Annotated in this window: 13 protein-coding genes; 7 read left to right on the forward strand and 6 right to left on the reverse strand. The window is 42.0% G+C overall.

Going from position 1 to position 17,452, the window contains the following annotated elements; all coding sequences use genetic code 11:
- Positions 1-9: 9 nt before the first annotated feature.
- The 3 genes from sppA to LK453_RS08365 all read left to right on the forward strand — a co-directional run bounded on the left by sppA (position 10) and on the right by LK453_RS08365 (position 3,023).
- Positions 10-1,083 carry a signal peptide peptidase SppA gene (gene sppA / locus LK453_RS08355; RefSeq protein ID WP_007395376.1) on the forward strand — a complete coding sequence of 358 codons (1,074 nt, stop codon included), beginning with the start codon at positions 10-12 and terminating at the stop codon, positions 1,081-1,083.
- Entirely contained in the window at positions 1,084-1,968 is an 885-nt protein-coding gene (locus LK453_RS08360; protein ID WP_227674345.1) for an alpha/beta hydrolase, read from the forward strand. It abuts the gene before it with no gap.
- Between the two features lie 161 nt (positions 1,969-2,129).
- Positions 2,130-3,023, forward strand: coding sequence for a CPBP family intramembrane glutamic endopeptidase (locus LK453_RS08365; protein ID WP_007395374.1), 894 nt, complete (start codon positions 2,130-2,132; stop codon positions 3,021-3,023).
- A gap of 231 nt (positions 3,024-3,254) precedes the next feature.
- Here the strand turns inward: LK453_RS08365 and dusA are convergent, their stop codons facing one another.
- The 4 genes from dusA to LK453_RS08385 form a co-directional block, all read right to left on the reverse strand.
- Positions 3,255-4,277, reverse strand: a complete 1,023-nt coding sequence (gene dusA / locus LK453_RS08370) for a tRNA dihydrouridine(20/20a) synthase DusA (RefSeq protein WP_007395373.1) — start codon at positions 4,275-4,277, stop codon at positions 3,255-3,257.
- 54 nt (positions 4,278-4,331) lie between these two features.
- Positions 4,332-5,639: an MFS transporter gene (locus LK453_RS08375; protein ID WP_201541564.1), complete on the reverse strand. Its 1,308-nt coding sequence runs from the start codon at positions 5,637-5,639 to the stop codon at positions 4,332-4,334.
- A gap of 99 nt (positions 5,640-5,738) precedes the next feature.
- Positions 5,739-7,763, reverse strand: a complete 2,025-nt coding sequence (locus LK453_RS08380) for a phospholipase D family protein (protein ID WP_007395371.1) — start codon at positions 7,761-7,763, stop codon at positions 5,739-5,741.
- Positions 7,764-8,020: 257 nt separating this feature from the next.
- Complete coding sequence (locus LK453_RS08385; RefSeq protein WP_007395370.1) at positions 8,021-8,989, reverse strand: NAD(P)-dependent oxidoreductase; 969 nt, start codon at positions 8,987-8,989, stop codon at positions 8,021-8,023.
- A 249-nt stretch (positions 8,990-9,238) separates the two neighbouring features.
- On the opposite strand from LK453_RS08385, the gene LK453_RS08390 reads away from it, so the two are divergent.
- The 4 genes from LK453_RS08390 to LK453_RS08405 all read left to right on the forward strand — a co-directional run bounded on the left by LK453_RS08390 (position 9,239) and on the right by LK453_RS08405 (position 13,384).
- Positions 9,239-10,537 carry an O-succinylhomoserine sulfhydrylase gene (locus LK453_RS08390; RefSeq protein WP_007395369.1) on the forward strand — a complete coding sequence of 433 codons (1,299 nt, stop codon included), beginning with the start codon at positions 9,239-9,241 and terminating at the stop codon, positions 10,535-10,537.
- Between the two features lie 218 nt (positions 10,538-10,755).
- On the forward strand, positions 10,756-11,088 hold the full coding sequence (locus LK453_RS08395; RefSeq protein WP_007395367.1) for a YbaB/EbfC family nucleoid-associated protein: 333 nt from the start codon (positions 10,756-10,758) through the stop codon (positions 11,086-11,088).
- Between the two features lie 270 nt (positions 11,089-11,358).
- A complete protein-coding gene (recR, locus tag LK453_RS08400) occupies positions 11,359-11,946 on the forward strand; it encodes a recombination mediator RecR (RefSeq protein WP_201535214.1) in 588 nt (195 codons plus the stop codon).
- A 124-nt stretch (positions 11,947-12,070) separates the two neighbouring features.
- Positions 12,071-13,384 (forward strand): ribonuclease D, encoded by a 1,314-nt coding sequence (locus LK453_RS08405; protein ID WP_201535212.1) that lies wholly within the window; start codon positions 12,071-12,073, stop codon positions 13,382-13,384.
- Positions 13,385-13,524: 140 nt separating this feature from the next.
- Here LK453_RS08405 and LK453_RS08410 read toward each other — a convergent pair whose 3' ends face one another.
- Complete coding sequence (locus tag LK453_RS08410; RefSeq protein ID WP_265088885.1) at positions 13,525-14,226, reverse strand: serine aminopeptidase domain-containing protein; 702 nt, start codon at positions 14,224-14,226, stop codon at positions 13,525-13,527.
- Positions 14,227-14,542: 316 nt separating this feature from the next.
- Positions 14,543-17,437, reverse strand: coding sequence for an aminomethyl-transferring glycine dehydrogenase (gene gcvP / locus LK453_RS08415; RefSeq protein ID WP_201535203.1), 2,895 nt, complete (start codon positions 17,435-17,437; stop codon positions 14,543-14,545).
- Positions 17,438-17,452: the final 15 nt, after the last annotated feature.

The following is a 17,452-nucleotide window of genomic DNA, read 5'->3' on the forward strand; positions in this document are numbered from 1 at the left end:
ACATTTTATATGTCAAACTGGCCACCAGATCCCAATAAAACTCCTGATAATAACTCTGCTCCAAACAACTCTAATAACAAATCACCGCAGACGCCGCGCTCATTACCGGTAAGTTCTGGCGGCCGAGAGTGGCATCTACTAGAGAAAACGTTACTGGCCAGTATCGAAGAGCAGCGACGTGCCCGTCGTTGGCGAGTGATATCTAAAGTACTGAGTCTGGCGACTTTGTTGCTGTTATTCTTTATGCTCAGTCGTGGCTGTTCTACTGCGGACCCTATTAGCACTGCAGATGTGACAACCCCTCATCTTGCTGTGGTAGATATCGAAGGGGTTATCAGCGCTGATGATCCGGCAAATGCTTATGATGTTAGTGCTGCATTAACTGAAGCTTTCGAATCTAAAGGTTCGAAAGCCGTGGTGTTAAATATTAACTCACCAGGTGGCTCTCCAGTTCAATCTGACCAAATTTGGCAAACTATGATGGATCTGCGTAAACAGCATCCAGATAAAAAGCTTTATGCGGTTATTGGTGATATGGGTGCTTCGGGCGCTTATTATATAGCTTCTGCTGCAGATGAAATCTATGTTAACCCTTCAAGCTTAGTAGGCTCCATCGGGGTTATTATGCCAGGTTATAATGTCGAAGGTCTTATGAAAAAGGCTGGTGTTAAAGACACCACTATGACAGCAGGCGAATATAAAGATATTCTAAGTATCAGCCGTGATTTAAGCGACTATGAAAAACAGCATATTGAGAGTGTGTTAAATAATACTCACAAGCACTTTATCAATGCAGTGAAACAAGGTCGTGGCGATAGATTGAAAGACCCAGAAAAGAACAAACTGTTCACAGGATTGTTTTGGACTGGCGAACAAGCAATTGCTTTAGGGTTAGCCGATAAAAAAGGCAGTTTAATGACGTTAGAAAAAGAGCTTAAAGTGGATGACGTTATTAACTATACCCCAGCAGATCCACTGCAAATGTTCTTAAGTAATTTTGCAGTACAATTAGGCTCTGGTATTGGCTCTTCAGTAGAGTTAAAGCTATTACCAGAAGAACAAACTTCAGCTGAGATGAGATAAATGTCAGTTACTTCAAATGTGTCATTGAATATGGATTTTTCAAGGCTTCCTGTTTCTAAACTAACGGGAAAGCCAGTGATTCATTTTGCCCACGCTAATGGTATGCCAAGTCGAGTCTATCAGCCTTTATTTGAGGTGTTAGAGCAATACTTTACAGTGGAATACATTGCTACCTTAGGGTTTGATGAGCAAGGTCAACCCACTTATGCCATCGATAATCATTGGAAAAGTTTGACCAATCAGGTAATCGATAGTGTGCAAAAGTTAGTCAAAAAACATAAAGTTCCAGTGATTGGCTGGGGCCATTCTCTTGGGGCTTTATGTACTTTGCAGGCCATCTATCGTAAGCCCAAATTATTTGTGCAAGCGGTACTGATGGACCCACCACTTATTTATGGCAAAGATAATTTCTTATGGCATACCGCAAAATTAGTCTCTCCAAAGAGAGTAGATAAGATGTCACCCGCGGGTGTATCCAAAAACCGTCGTGATGTGTGGGACAGTCGTGAGCAAGCTCGTGAATTATTACGTCCTAAAGGATTTTTTAAGAGCTTTGATGACCGTACATTTGAAGGCTATTTACAACATGGGTTACGTGATCAGCAAGATGGGTCGGTAACCCTAACGATTCCCAAAGAGGCTGAGGTGGCTGTTTTCCGTACCAATCCTTCTTTGTATTGGCTGAAACCCAATAAGCCACCTAAGAAACCAGTAACGTTAATAATTGGTGATGGCAGTAAGTTTTACGAGCATGGTTTTCCGCAAAAGATTAGACGTCGTCTGTCTATTCCTTTTAAGTTACATCCAGGGGGACATATGTTCCCGCTAGAGTATCCTGATTCAGTAGCACAAATGATTCTGGCTACTATTGCTGAACAAGCTTAGCATTTATTTGTTACCTCATTAATTGCTGTACTAATTAACTAATGTACTGACTTCGCGGTTCTAGTCTGTGCCAAGGTAGGATAATTTGGTACAGACATTCTCTTTCTTTGCCACATTTCCTTAAGTGACACCCTCTTAAAATTCTAAAATTGCCCTCTATTATGTTTAATAAACCTAGTACAAAGCCATTACAACAAGCCTCTGAAACCATTGTAGTGCCCAATCAAACTATTGAGGTGCCCAAATTGTTTTCTAAAGCTGGCGTGGTAATGCTTTATATTGCCATAATAGGCCTATTCCTCTCTTTACAGCTTTTAGGGGTTTATCTGTTTGCTCCCGTGGTATTTAATGACCATCCATTAACCACTGCTCAGCGTTTCGGAATGGGTAGCTTCGATGGTACAGTCACCAGTTACTCTATGATATTTACGCTGATTGGCTTACTTATCATTATCTATGGCGTGATAAAGTGGCGCATTTCAGTGGTACAAACTGATTCAGCAACTGTGCCTGTCAACGCTTCTACTCAGGGTAACCTTGTCCATAAGAATGACTTCAATTCTCGAACTACACTCAATTATTATGTCTCCGATTACTTGTCGTTAAAGCCTTTCCCTTTATATGTGGCTATGGGCTTTATTGGCCTGTGGTTGTTATTTATGATTGGTACAGAATTTTTGACTTATTGGCTAGATAAGGATCCCACAGCTTTTGTGGATGATCTTTATGACAGCGCTAATCCAAAGTGGTTGCTAATTTTAACGATGGTGGTTATTGCACCAATATATGAAGAGGTGATGTTCCGCGGGATACTGTGGAGTGCGGTAAGAGAGCAGTTTGAAGGAGCCAAAGGGGTTTGGGTCGCCAGTCTGGTAACCAGCATCTTGTTTTCAATTATTCATTTACAGTATGAATTTTATGAGATGAGCGTTATCTTCTTATTAGCGTTACTACTCAGTTATGCGAGGGCTAGGTCAAATTCCTTATATTTACCCATAATTTTGCATATTATTAATAATGGGGTGGCAATGTGGATGTATTTGATTGTTAGCTAACTAGCAGTTTGTCGCTTTAAAAGATAAAAAATGGCTAGGTACTTATTGTAGTACCGAGCCATTTCTATTATCGAATCATTTCTAGTATCAATCTATTTTTTAGACTATAAATCATGTGTTGAGTTGATGATTGTTATAACGGTTACTCTACTTCTTAAAAAGCTTGTTTATAAAGCTATTAAGAGTGGTTGAGTTGTTCTAAAGGTCTAAAGCAGCCATTTAATGTTTATCTCAATGATTATAGTCAGTGACTAAATCTGTTTGTCTTGCTCGCTCTATCGATGCTAAAGTGGCATCGCCTGCTGCTTTAAGATCATCTACCGTTAGTTGCTGCTTACCGCTTAGCGACTGCCGCCATCGACGAGCACCAGGCAGACCTTGGAATAAACCTAGCAAATGACGAGAGATAGAAGTTAAAGGCTCTCCTTTGGCGACCTGTTTTTCTAAGTAGGGATATAATTGACTTAAAATATACTCTCTACTGGGTGCTTCTTCGCCCCACAGCTGCATGGCCTCAGCCAAGAGGTAAGGGTTATGGTAGGCGGCTCGCCCAATCATTACCCCATCAACGTGTTGAAGATGAGATTTTATTTGTTCTAAGCTATCAATACCGCCATTTATTTCAATTTGGAGTTCAGGAAACTCTTGTTTTAAGCGGTAGACATCATCATATCTCAGCGGGGGAATCTCACGGTTTTCTTTAGGGCTAAGTCCTTTTAACCAAGCAATACGCGCATGAACAATAAAACGCTGGCAGCCTGCTTCAGCACTGGCCTGCACAAAATCCTTCATAAACTGATAACTGTCATGCTCATCAATACCAATACGGTGCTTAACAGTCACAGGGATATCTACTTCAGCCTGCATATGGCGTACTAAGCTTGCCACAGTTTCCGGCTCAGCCATAAGGCAAGCCCCAATCTTATTGTGCTGCACTCTGTCTGAAGGACAGCCTACATTAATGTTGACCTCATCGAATCCGCGCTTTTGGGCTTCGACAGCACCGTGTGTCATCTCACCAATATCCGCTCCACCAAGTTGCAGTACTAAAGGATGTTCAGTGTTATCAAAGCGCAGTAAACGATCGGTATTACCGTTGATAATAGCGCCTGTCGAAATCATCTCAGTATAAAGATAAGTATGCGGATTAAACAGACGGGCAAAAAATCGATAATCCGTCGTGGTCCAGTCAATCATCGGGGCGATAGAAAGGCGCTTATTGATCATGATGTTTTGCGAATCAGATTGGCTCATATGAAAAATGATATCCTAAGTATATAAATTGAAGAAAAAAGCGAAAGACAAAAGTTATAACTTAATTGACTCATCCAAATCTTTAAATTTTGGTAAGCGATATACATACAGACCAATAATAAAGGTAACGATACACACGAAGGTTATGTATAGGGCAGGCGAGAAACTGACCAAGTTAGTCGCATAGCCCAGACCCACAGGCAAGCTCACACCGACAATGGCATACATAAAGTTGTACGTTAGAGAGACTGCGGTAACTCTAACTTCAGTAGGGAACAGTTGTACTAAAATGACCGACCCTAAACTAATAATACCGGTACAGAAACCCAAAATTGCGTACATGAATAAAATAAAGGCCCCACCATCGTTTTCCAAATGATAGTAGAAGGCTAAAGCTTGCAGCATTAATGCAGTGGACCCTATCATCATTGCTTTTCCAGTGCCACTCTTATCAGCAACTAGGCCAAAGAAGACACAACCAATTATCATAAATAACAAACCTAAGTTATTTGAAAAGCTAAGCATCGACTCGTCCACACTAAATCTCATAGAGATAAGTTGAGGTAACAATAGTGCCACCACCATAGTCAAGCTACTGATGATAAAAGTGAGCATTAAGGCTAGAAATATGGCATTGTATCTTTTTAGCATCGGCGCTAATTCAGATAGTTTTGGTACAAATTTTTGTCTTTTTTGTTGATTAATAAAGATAGGCGTTTCATTTAAAGTTTGTAACAACAGTAGGACAATGAAACTGAGCATGGCTACCCAAACAAAAGGAATGCGCCAACCACTTTCAACAAATTCAGCTTGGGTGTGAGTAGAGGATATCACTTCAAAGAGTAAGTTCGATCCCAGCTCTCCTAGCATAAAACTTGCGGTTACAAAGCTTAAAAAAGTGGCTAGGTTTCGCTTATTAATATGCTCTGCAATATAGACCCAACCCAGAGGGGTATGGGCACCAAAGGCAATACCCTGAGCCATTCGTGCTATAAAAAATAAAATAGGCGCTAAGATACCGACTTGCGCATAAGTAGGTAAGCACGCGGTCACCAAAGCCGTCACTGCAATACAGGACATACTAAATAATAAAGCCGGTCGTCGGCCTCTAACATCAGCATAACGACCGAGTAATGCAGCACCAATAGGCCGAGTGATATAACCGGCAATAAATAAGCCTAAGGCTTGCAGCTTCGCTAATAGCGGATCATCATTGACCGGGAAGAAAGTGGTACTAATAATGTCAGCCATAAACAAATAAATTAAAAAATCAAAGTAGGTAACAGCGTTACTAGCACAAATGATCATTAACTGCTTTGGCGAAACTGAACTTGATGAATCTGACAGGGCAACAAAAGGCATAGTAATCGTATCGCGTAATAAATATTAATGGGGCTACCTAAATTTTAATTTAGGGAAAAGAATGTTTCATGCGACCCTAAAGTCTTGTGTTTCAATGGGTTATAGCAGCCAATCAATAGGCATAGAAGACATAAGATTAATCCATAATGAGTCTATCAAATCAATATCAGGCTCTTTATCAAACTTAACAAGTTGATGGTTCTCTAAAGTTTGCCACTGCAGACGGCCTTGGTCGGTTAACACAACTTTATAAGCTTGATAAAGTAGGTCATCAGTAATGGCAACATGTAGCTTATGAGCCAGCTCAGCATCCTCAATAACTACCCCCATCTCAGTGTTAATATTGGCGGATCTAGGATCAACATTATAGGACCCAATAAATACACTGTGATCATCTACAGCGAAGGCTTTAGCGTGAAGGCTTGTCGAAGATTGTGAACGGGCACGCCACAGTTTATTTTCTCTATCCTCTTTGGAGGCAGTGGCTTTTAGCTCGTATATTTCAATACCTGCTTGCAGTAAAGGAATTCGCCACTGAGCATAACCTGCATGTACAGCAGACACATCAGTAGCATTAAAAGAATTGGTGAGTATTCTAACCTTTACCCCTTGATGTGCAAGCTTAATTAAGGTATTAACCCCATCTTTAGTGGGCACAAAATAGGAAGAAACAATCGATAAGTTCTTAGTAGGCGTACCTAATAAGTCTCTCAACTGAAAAACCAAATGCGCTTGAGGATGCGTATTTTTTAGCAGCTTTTCGACATCGTCACTTAAAAAAGTTATCGGTGCCCAACGAAAGGGTATTTGCTGATGAATTAAATCATTATCAATGGTCGAATTTTTTAGAGCCTGATTATACACTTTAAGTCCATCAATGTTAGCACCTGATGTGTCTGGATGTATTTTGTCTAGACTGGCAATAAAGTTTTCAGTATTCGATTTTGAATCTTTGGATAATACAGCGCCGGACTGAGTATTATTTTTCTTGACTAAAGTTTCTATATCGTAAGAAATAGGAGAGCGCCAATATTGCTCAAAGCTATTATTAATGTCTTGTACCACATCGCCTATGAGTAGCACATCTAAATCTGCAAACTGGCTGTTTTTATCGTTGCTCAGATATTCATCACCCACATTGCGGCCGCCCACAATACTTAGATGACGATCAAACGTCATGCTTTTGTTGTGCATACGGTGATTGATACGTCTTAAATCGGTAAAATAGTTTAACGTTTGAAATTTACGAAAAGACATGGGGTTAATAAGACGTACTGCAATATTAGGATGACTAGCAAAGCGTAATAAATGCTTGTCTAAAGCGGCATTATTATTAAAGTCATCCAACAAAAGACGAACCACAACCCCACGGTCAGCCGCTTGCCACAGCTGTTTTAACAATAGCTGACCTGCTTGATCATTGTGCCAAATATAATATTGGACATCGATGCTTTCAGTCGCCATATCTGTTAGCACACTGCGTGCAGCAAAGGCATTGGCACCAGTAACAATAGGATGGTAACCAGATAGGTTGGGGTGTAAGCTACTCTGTTGAGAGACGGCTTGTGCTAGTTGAGCTTTTCTTTGAGACTCTGACTGTGGCGACGTTGAGCTATCAACGTTTTCAGAACTATGGGTAGTATCTGAACTAGTTTGAGTTTTCTTATTGGTATAATGGCGGTTAATGGCTTCGGTAAGTTGAATACTTTTGGCCACATGAGGGGTTTTAGGTAGGGTGCTACAAGCCGACAAGAATATCGCTAAAAAGCCAGACGCAATAAGTTTTGTGGTTATACCATGATGGTTATGAAATGAAACTGCTTTGTCATGCATCGTCTTTATAATGTCATTGTTTACAGACAAGCTGTTTATAGCTTCCGTATTTTTAATCTCAATATTTTTAATCTCAGTATTTTTAACCTCAGAATCAGGGTTGTTAACTTCTATATTATTCGTATCTATATCTTTAGCACTTATAGCATTGGTGCTTATGATTTTATTCTTTATGGCATTAGTGCTTAGCAATAGATTACTTAGCCCACGTCTGGCTCGCTGCAAATATGAAGCAGAAGCAGAGTTGGATTCGATATCTTCGGTGGGCGGAATAACAAGAATGTCGCTCAAATTTCAAGACCTTTATTTAAATACGCTTAATTAAAAATGGACTGTAACGGTCAGTCACAAATTACAGCAAATTAAGGGGTATAAAATAAAAATATTTTACCTCAATTTACAGCCCATTAAAGTTGCTGAAATGTTTATGAAAATAGGAGGGTGACAGTGTTATCTACCCTCCTATTTTGTGTTTATTTTGCTTAACAAAACGCTATGTTTTATCTCTTAAACTACGAGTTAGCGTATCATTTATTTTACTTGGCATATTACTCGTCTTGAATGGTAATACCACTCATCATTTCATAAAATTTAGCAAATTCTGAAAAGTCAGCATCGCCAGGCTGATTCTGATTACTCGCGGCTCGAATTAAGCTGGCCACTTGTGCCATAACCGGAGTAGGTACTTGCTTTTCAGTTTGTAAATCGATAGCAATACCACAGTCTTTGGCCATTAAATCTATGGTGAAAGTCTTGGGAAAAGCACGATTGACAATACGATCAGGGAGAGTGGCTAAGGTGGCAAAGCTTTGACCACTGGCTTTGTTGATACAGGCCAGCGCATCTGAAGGATTCACCCCATGTGCTTTAAGCACTGATAAGCCTTCAGCCGCCGCCCAAGCATTGATTGCAAACAAAGTATTGTTCACTGCTTTTACCGCAAAGCCAGCCCCTGAATCACCCACATGGACAATAAGTCCAGCGAAGCAGTTAATGGCAGGTTTGGCATAAGCCAAAGCGTCGGCTGAGCCGCCAACCATTACTGTCAACGTACCACTGTCCGCGCCCGACGTTTGTCCAGACACCGGGGCATCCAAAAACTCACAACCTACCGCTTTAAGTTTGGCCTGACTGGCTTTGGCTTGCTCTGGCACGCCACTGGTGCAGTCTACCCAGACAGTATTGGCAGACAAATGAGGTAGGGCTTGATCGATGATGTCATCTACCACGTTGCTTGTCGGTAGGCAGGAAAAAATAACGTCTGCCATGACCGCTTGTTCTAAACTAACCGCCAAAGTACCAAATTCTGCGGCATGGGTTTCAGCTTTATCAAAAGATCGGTTCCAGACCATGACAGTATCAAAGCTGTTAACCAAGTGTTTTGCCATATGGTGACCCATGGCACCAAGACCTAAAAAACTGACAGATCTAGGTTGCGCAGATTTTGGCTGAGTAGAAGGAGATTGGTCAGAGTTTGAATCAGTTGCTGAGTGAGTGATTGGGTTAGTGGTGGTCATTTTTATACTCCATAGCAGGATTTAAAGGTTGTGTTAATCTAAAAATAGAATAGCCTTAGCCTAGAATAGAAAGCTAAAAACAATAAAAAAATATTAATATATTGCTAAAATAACTTTGTTTACCTAAATTTAATATATAAATTCAACACATAGCTCTGATTTAAGCCGTTATGCTTAAAACCAAGTTTAAGTTAAAACGTACCGTTAAATTTTCCCTTCAATATTTCATAACCGATAATAGATACTAATATGACTCATGACAACCAAAACAGTAATTCAGTAACCAGCGCTGCCAACCCTCAAAGTAATCAGTTAGATGATAACTGGACCAATGACGTACTAGATTTGAGTCAAGATTATGCGATGCAGACCATCGCCGTACGAGCAGGTCAACATCGAAGTGATGAAGGCGAGCACAGTGAGGCTATTTATACTACCAGCTCGTATGTCTATCAATCTGCAGCGGATGCAGCTGCTCACTTTAATGGGGCCAAAACCGGTAACGTTTATTCACGTCATACCAATCCCACGGTTCGCACCTTTGAACGCCGTTTAGCCGCTTTAGAAGGGGGTGAGCGTGCGGTAGCCACAGCGTCTGGTATGGGTGCTATATTGACCATGTGCCTCGCTTATCTAAAGCAAGGCGACCATATTGTGGCTGCCAAGCAACTGTTTGGCTCTTCAGTCGGTCTTTTCAACAATTTTATGGGCAAATTTGGGGTTAGCGTCACCTACGTTGACTGTTTTAACAATCAGGCTTGGGAACAAGCACTGCAGCCCAATACTCGCCTGTTATTTTGTGAAACCCCAAGCAACCCATTAGGCCAGATTGCGGACATGAAAGCAATTGGTGATATCGCGCATGCCCATGGTGCCTTATTTGCAGTGGATAACTGTTTTGCAACGCCAGCGATTCAAAGACCGCTAGAGTTCGGAGCCGATATCGTAGTGCATTCAGCAACCAAATATATTGATGGTCAAGGCAGAGTCTTGGGCGGCGCTTTAGTGGGCAGTGATGAGTTAATGCAGCAAGCCTTCGTCGTGGTTCGCTCAGGCGGGATTAGCTTGAGTCCTTTTAATGCGTGGGTATTTATCAAAGGTCTTGAGACCTTAAATTTACGTATGCAAGCCCACTGTGACAATGCCAATAAAATTGCAGAGTTTTTACAAAACCATCCAAATGTCGAAAAAGTACATTTTTCAGGTTTAAAAAGTCACCCAATGCATGAATTAGCCACACGTCAGCACCATCGTCAGAATTGCTATGGGGCAATTATGGGCTTTGAGGTTAAAGCCGTGGGCAATCACACCGGACAGTCTGCCGCTTGGCATGTTATCGACAGCACCCAAATGGTGTCTATTACCAATAACTTAGGCGATGCGAAGACCACAGTCACTCATCCAGCAACCACCACTCACTTTAGAATTTCTGCTGAAGCTCGAGCCGAAGCTGGCGTGACTGATGCGCTGATAAGATTGTCTGTTGGCTTGGAAGATGTCGATGACATCATCAAAGATTTGGCTCGTGGGTTAGACAGCTTAAGTTAACGTCAACAACATAACCCCTTAGACACTCCTCCCAGATATCAGTATAATGAGGCCTATGTTTTTTGGGTTATTATGATTGTTTAACATAGATGGCTTAAAATTGATTGCTAAAGGCAGAATGTTCGATAATGACTTAAGCAGACTTTTTGTCATCAATAAACAAAATAGCCGATTACCAGATAAATCCAATATAAATTAAAATTACTGATGAGGTAACTATGAATATCCAAGCACTTATGCAACAAGCACAAGCGATGCAAAAGCAAGTGGAAGCTAATGTTGAAAAAGCAAAAAAAGAATTGGCTGACAAAGAAGTTCAAGCAGAAGCAGGTAATGGCTTAGTAAAAGTAACCATGACTGGTCGTCATGTGGTAAAACGTTTGTCTATTGACCCAAGTCTTTTAGAAGATGAGCCAGATTTAATCGAAGACTTAATTGCGGCGGCTATCAATGCAGCAGTAACCAAAGCAGACGAATTATCTGAGACTACTTTAGCAAATGCGACCAGCGGTATGGGTTTACCACCAGGTATGCAAGGTCTATTCGGTTAATCCAATAGCCTGATAAAAATTTATTACAAATTTGTGTTAGTAATGGGGTGGTAATGAGTCAATTACCCCCCATTTTTGTTTTAAGCTATTTTTTAGCTACTTTCTCGTCATTATGTGATTATAGTGAGGCGTTATAATGACAATGATTAGGCCAAAGTTTTATTCATAATGAATGACGTATTTGTCTAGAGTGAAGCTACCTTTATTAGTATTAGGGTCTTACTAGATTTTGCACACAAAATAAAAATTGTACATAAAGAAGGTGATTGATTGTTAACCGAAAAATTTGATAATTTGGTTAAGCAGTTGCGAGTGCTACCAGGAGTGGGTCAAAAGACAGCCCAACGTATGGCCTTGCACCTGCTTAATGGAAAAAGACCGCAAGGGTCAGCGTTGGCTCAAGCTTTGGACATTGCCATGCACGATATTATTGAGTGTCGTCAATGTCACTCTTTTAGTGATGACGAGGTTTGTCCGATTTGCTTGGATCCCAGACGTGATGACCAAGTACTGTGTGTGGTAGAGACCGCAGCAGATGTCATGGCTATTGAGCAATCTGCTGGATATCGGGGTCGCTACTTCGTGTTAGGCGGTCATTTATCGCCACTTGATGGTATTAATGCTGATGATCTAAATATTGATCAGCTAGTCAGTCGGGTTAAGGCCTCTCCTGTAGAGGAGCTGATATTGGCGACCAGCACCACGGTGGAGGGTCAGACCACAGCACACTTTATCTCTGAAGCGGTGCGTCGTCATGTGGGTAAAGTGACCCGTATTGCTCAAGGTATTCCGATGGGCGGCGAGCTTGAATATTTGGACAGTATGACATTGTCTCAGGCACTACAGAATCGCTCTTAAGCTTAAAAGGTTTTACTTAAATAGCTGCATTTTGACCGCTTTATTTTAATGGCGGTTTAGTGATGGTGTTTTAACCATTGTATTTTTAATTCCCATTGTAATTCTAACTCTAAAGAAGATTTCCATGACTCAGGTATCCACAGACCGCTCATCAAAAGATTCGGCAACTAATGATTCTTCAGTACCCAATAAAGCCTCTATTTATGACAGCAGTAAGTTGATTGATATGGCAGCTATAAAAAAAGACTTAGAAGCTTCTGCTGATTTGCCAGTACATTGGGTATCAGACTTTGAGGCGTTAGAGGCTTGCCTTGATGATTTAGAAACCAGAGACAGAGTGGCTTTAGATACCGAGTTTATTAAACGCAGTACCTATTTTCCGATATTGGCCTTAGTGCAGATCAATACCGGTGAGTGTATATACTTGATTGATGCCCCAAAACTTGATTTGACCGAGTTTTGGGTGGTGTTAGAAGAGATGCCACTGATGATATGGCATGCTTGCGGTGAAGACTTGGGTATTTTTTACCTACTATCTGAAAGCCCTGCCTTAACCAATGTCTTTGATACTCAAATAGCATTGTCTTATTTAACCGGTCAGCTACAAATGGGTTATCAGCAAGCCTTGAGTCAAGAGCTTGACGTTCACGTAGAAAAAGGGGAGAGTCAGTCAGATTGGCTAGCACGACCTTTGACCCATGAGCAAGAGTCTTATGCCATCGATGATGTTCGTTATCTGCTTAATTTATATGACATTTTACAGCAGCAACTGACTAAGCAAAGTCTACTAGACAAGGTCATTGAGGATTGTCAGTTGTATACCAAAGAGCTTTATGAGGCGGCTAATATTGAAGATGATGCCACTTATTTGGCCATGGCAGATTTTCGCTACACCGGCGAGCAAATGGCAGTATTACAAGCTGTATCCAGTTGGCGAGAGGCTTTAGCACGGGCTACCAATCAACCAAAAACCTTTATTTTGAAGAAACAAGCGGTACGCGATGTGGTGGTTGAATTTCCAAAAAGCGTCAAACAACTGACTCAAAAAACCACCATGCATCGTAGTATGATTCATCTATATGGTGAAGAGTTGATTGATATTATTAATAAAGCACGGACCTTACCAGTTGAGGAACAGCCTGCTCGAGTGTTCCCTCCTTATCGTTCTAAAGACAAAACGGTCTCAAAAGCTGTCAGCCAAGCCATAAAAGAGTATGAGGCGGAGACTGGAGTGCCGGCCAATGTGCTGATGCGCAAAAAATGGCTGTCTCACTTGTATGAGATTGTGGCTTATGATTTGCCTATCGAGCAGATGCCAGAAGGGTTAAAGGGTTGGCGTAAAGAATGGGTGATGCAGACTTTAATTCCTTTAATTACCAGTCATAAACAAGCATTACAAGACGGTATGCGTATGGAACAAGAGGATGATGAGATCTAGCTTCTAAAACTTCTAAGCTCAGCTAGATCATACCTGTCACTGAACTTACACTTATAGACGAACTTTTAGCATTGCTATAGTTTACGCCTTTGCATAGCTCTAAATATGAAAATCCATATGAAAAAGAGTAGGAGGTTCATTTAGCGTCTCTTAAACATGCCATGGTCGAGGAAATAAGCGGTTTGTTCTGCGACCACTTGATTAATTAACATCCCAGTATGCGAGACAGGAAGAATGATATGGTCGGTGGCCTCGGCCAGTTGGGTTTCGAAAACGTAGACCGTCCCGTCATGCTCACACTGTGGGTGGGCAAGCTTAGATTTTTTCTTATGATAGTTCAGTACTAATTGACCTAAGCCATAAGGGGAGTTGCCAGCGATGACTCCTAAACTAACCCCTTCCTTCAATGGCGCACTTTGCCCATCCAAGGCTTGTTTATAAGCGTTTCCCACTAAAGGAGAGACCAGCTTATTGACGTACTCAGCGGTGGTACTGCCATTATGCGGCGTGCCGAGCGTTACGCAGCGTGCTATTTTCCACTGTGCAAAACGTGAAATAAAATCTCTTATTACTAATCCGCCTAAGCTATGACCGACTAAATTAATCGGGATAGCAGGGTTATGGTTGTCACTCAGCCAAGCATTGAGACTGATACTGTGCTGTTCAATACTGTCTCGCAAGCTATGATAATTGTGCTGATAAGTGGCGAAGCCTCTGCTTTGAAGTTGCTTGGCCAAAGGGCTCATGACCCAAGCGCTTTGATGCAGTCCATGTACTAATACCACAAAAGGGCGATCAGCGCTTTTCACGGATGAGTGGGATAAGGGCTGAGATTGAGACAAGGTTAACTCCTGGCAGTGGTTATGGTAAGTTCGGCACATTTGCGGTGTTGCTAAGCTAATGGCTATCTATGGCTAATAGCTTTTTGATATTCACCGCTTTATTGTACAGTAATACAGTTTGCTCGTAATTGCTGTTAGAAATCTAGTAATTACGGTTAAAAATTTAGTAGATATAGTTAAAAAAGACATTAACAGTAACTGTTAACTGTATGTTCTGCATGGTTGGCCATAAAAAAACCTTCAGGTCCTAGGACCTGAAGGTTTTTTCATACTTGTCTATTTAGCTAGCACTTTGTATAAAGTTAGAAGCTAAAGACTACATATAGTTTTCTATACTTGGGCAGCTACACATTAGGTTTTTGTCGCCATACACATCATCGATACGACCGACGGTCGGCCAGAATTTATGCTGACGGATGTAGTCTAATGGGAACGCAGCAGTATCACGACTGTATGGGTAGTTCCACTCATCGCTAGTGATAACGAACGCTGTGTGAGGTGCATTAACCAATGGGTTATTGTCAGCCGTCCAGCCGTCTTTACCTTCTTTCACTTTAAGCGCTTCTTGCTTAATAGATTTCAGCGCAGAGATAAAGCGGTCAAGCTCGTGCTTGGCTTCCGACTCTGTTGGCTCAATCATTAGTGTACCGGCTACTGGGAAGCTCATAGTTGGTGCATGGAAACCATAGTCCATCAAACGCTTGGCGATATCAGCCTCAGTAATACCGGTCTCTTCTTTAAGCGGACGGATATCAATGATACATTCGTGCGCCACACGGCCATTCTTACCGGTATAAAGTACAGGATAATCATCTTGTAGCTGGCTTGCCACATAGTTAGCGTTTAGCAAGGCTGTCTTGGTGGCTTGTAGCAGACCATCACGGCCCATCATGGTGATGTACATCCATGAAATAGGTAAGATGCTGGCTGAGCCATAAGGGGCTGCTGAGACCGCAGTAGTGTCTTGTGTCGCATTAAACACTGGAGTCACGCTATGGTTGGCTTTGAATGGCGCTAAGTGAGCTTTCATACCAATAGGGCCCATACCTGGACCGCCACCGCCATGAGGAATACAGAAGGTTTTGTGCAGGTTCATGTGCAGTACGTCAGCACCGACTTCTGCAGGCTGCATGATGCCCACTTGAGCGTTCATGTTGGCGCCGTCCATATACACTTGACCACCATGGCTGTGAATTAAGTCACAGATATCACGGATACCGGCTTCAAACACACCATGTGTAGACGGATAGGTGATCATCAGCGCACCTAAGTTTTCGCTATGCTCTTCACATTTCGCTTTTAGGTCGTCTAGGTCAACGTTACCATTTTCATCAGTGGCAACCACCACAACGTTCATGCCCATCATTTGAGCGGTCGCTGGGTTAGTACCATGAGCAGATTTAGGGATTAAGCACACATCACGGTTGGCTTGACCCAATGACTCATGATAGCGGCGAATGGCCAGAAGACCTGCATACTCACCTGATGCGCCAGAGTTTGGCTGCATTGAAATATCATCAAAACCAGTGATGGCTTTTAATTGCTCTTGTAAGCTTTCAATCATTGCCACGTAGCCGGTTACTTGGTCTTGTGGAGCAAAAGGATGCACGTTAGCAAACTCGTTCCAAGTAATGGGTAGCATTTCACTAGTCGCGTTTAATTTCATGGTACAGCTGCCCAATGAAATCATGCTACGGTTCATGGCCAAGTCTTTGTCTTCTAACTTTTTCATGTAACGTAGCATCTCGTGCTCTGTATGATGCGAGTTGAATACAGGATGAGTCAAGATGGCATCAGTACGTAGAACCGCATCATTTAAAGACACTTTGGCTTCACTAGGTAACGCTTCAGCTTTGTTGGTAAATAATTGAGTTAAGGTTTCAAAATCTGCTGAGTTACTGATTTCAGAGAAAGAAACAGAAAGCTTGCTGTCGCCTTCACGCCATAAGTTATAGCCCACATTTTCTGCATTTTCATAGATTTGAGTGGCCAATCTTTCAGAACCACAATCTACTAACACTGTGTCGAAGATTTGATCATGAATAACGCTTAATTCACCGCCCGCTGCTTTGATAACATCGCTGAAAGCAGTGGCCATAGCATGAATACGGGTAGCAATACGTTTTAGACCTTCAGGGCCATGATATACCGCGTACATACCAGCTAGGTTGGCCAACAATACTTGAGAAGTACAGATGTTTGAGTTGGCTTTTTCGCGGCGGATGTGCTGCTCACGAGTTTGTAGTGCCATACGTAAGGCAGTATTGCCTTGAGCGTCTTTTGAAACCCCAATAATACGACCAGGAGCTGAACGTTTTGCTTTATCAGAGAAAGCAAAGTAGGCCGCATGTGGACCACCAAAGCCCATTGGGATACCAAAGCGTTGAGTACTACCTAAAGCCACATCAGCACCCATAGCAGCTGGTGATCTTAATAACACCAAGCTCATGATGTCACTGACCACTAGGGCATAAGTTTTGTTCTCTTTAACTGTGGCGATTACGTCTGTTAAATCAACGACGTCACCCTCACGGCCAACGTATTGGAATAACGCACCGAAGAAATCGCCTGATTTGGCAGTTTCAAAATCGCCAACCACAACGTCCCAACCAAAATATTTGGCACGGGTACGAATAACGTCTAAAGTTTGGGGATAAACGCGCTCATCGACGAAGAATTGATTTGATTTGCTTTTGCTAACACGCTTGGCCATTGCCATACCTTCAGCGGCAGCAGTGGCTTCATCAAGCAGTGAGGCACCGGCCAATTCCAAGCCAGTAAGGTCAATACAAACTTGTTGGAAGTTTAATAAAGCTTCAAGACGACCTTGTGAGATTTCAGCTTGGTAAGGCGTATAAGCGGTGTACCAGCCTGGATTTTCTAGGATGTTGCGCTGAATAACCGCTGGCATACGTACTGGTGAATAGCCTTGGCCGATATAGCTTTTGTTCACGGTAATGTCATCTGCCATAGTACGTAGCTTGGCCAGAGCATTGTGCTCACTCATGGCTTTTGGCAGGTCTAACTCGCGGTTCATGCGTACAGCTTCAGGCACGGTATCAGCAATAAAGCTATCCATGTCATCATAGCCAACCGCTTTAAGCATTTCTGCTTGATCGTTAGCACCTGAACCTAAGTGTCTAGCAACGAAGCGCGCTTCGTCAAATAGACCGTCAAAAGATAGGTTAGAGTGTGTGTTTTGTGAGGTCATGGCAGTCCTTAATTG

This window comes from Psychrobacter sanguinis, assembly GCF_020736705.1.
GTDB classification, from domain to species: domain Bacteria; phylum Pseudomonadota; class Gammaproteobacteria; order Pseudomonadales; family Moraxellaceae; genus Psychrobacter; species Psychrobacter sanguinis.

Excerpts from the sequence above, each read along its gene's own strand:
- sppA (WP_007395376.1), top strand. The coding sequence starts at position 10 with ATGTCAAACTGGCCACCAGATCCCAATAAAACTCCTGATAATAACTCT.
- LK453_RS08360 (WP_227674345.1), top strand. The coding sequence starts at position 1,084 with ATGTCAGTTACTTCAAATGTGTCATTGAATATGGATTTTTCAAGGCTT.
- LK453_RS08365 (WP_007395374.1), top strand. The coding sequence starts at position 2,130 with ATGTTTAATAAACCTAGTACAAAGCCATTACAACAAGCCTCTGAAACC.
- dusA (WP_007395373.1), bottom strand. The coding sequence starts at position 4,277 with ATGAGCCAATCTGATTCGCAAAACATCATGATCAATAAGCGCCTTTCT.
- LK453_RS08375 (WP_201541564.1), bottom strand. The coding sequence starts at position 5,639 with ATGCCTTTTGTTGCCCTGTCAGATTCATCAAGTTCAGTTTCGCCAAAG.
- LK453_RS08385 (WP_007395370.1), bottom strand. The coding sequence starts at position 8,989 with ATGACCACCACTAACCCAATCACTCACTCAGCAACTGATTCAAACTCT.
- LK453_RS08390 (WP_007395369.1), top strand. The coding sequence starts at position 9,239 with ATGACTCATGACAACCAAAACAGTAATTCAGTAACCAGCGCTGCCAAC.
- LK453_RS08395 (WP_007395367.1), top strand. The coding sequence starts at position 10,756 with ATGAATATCCAAGCACTTATGCAACAAGCACAAGCGATGCAAAAGCAA.
- LK453_RS08405 (WP_201535212.1), top strand. The coding sequence starts at position 12,071 with ATGACTCAGGTATCCACAGACCGCTCATCAAAAGATTCGGCAACTAAT.
- gcvP (WP_201535203.1), bottom strand. The coding sequence starts at position 17,437 with ATGACCTCACAAAACACACACTCTAACCTATCTTTTGACGGTCTATTT.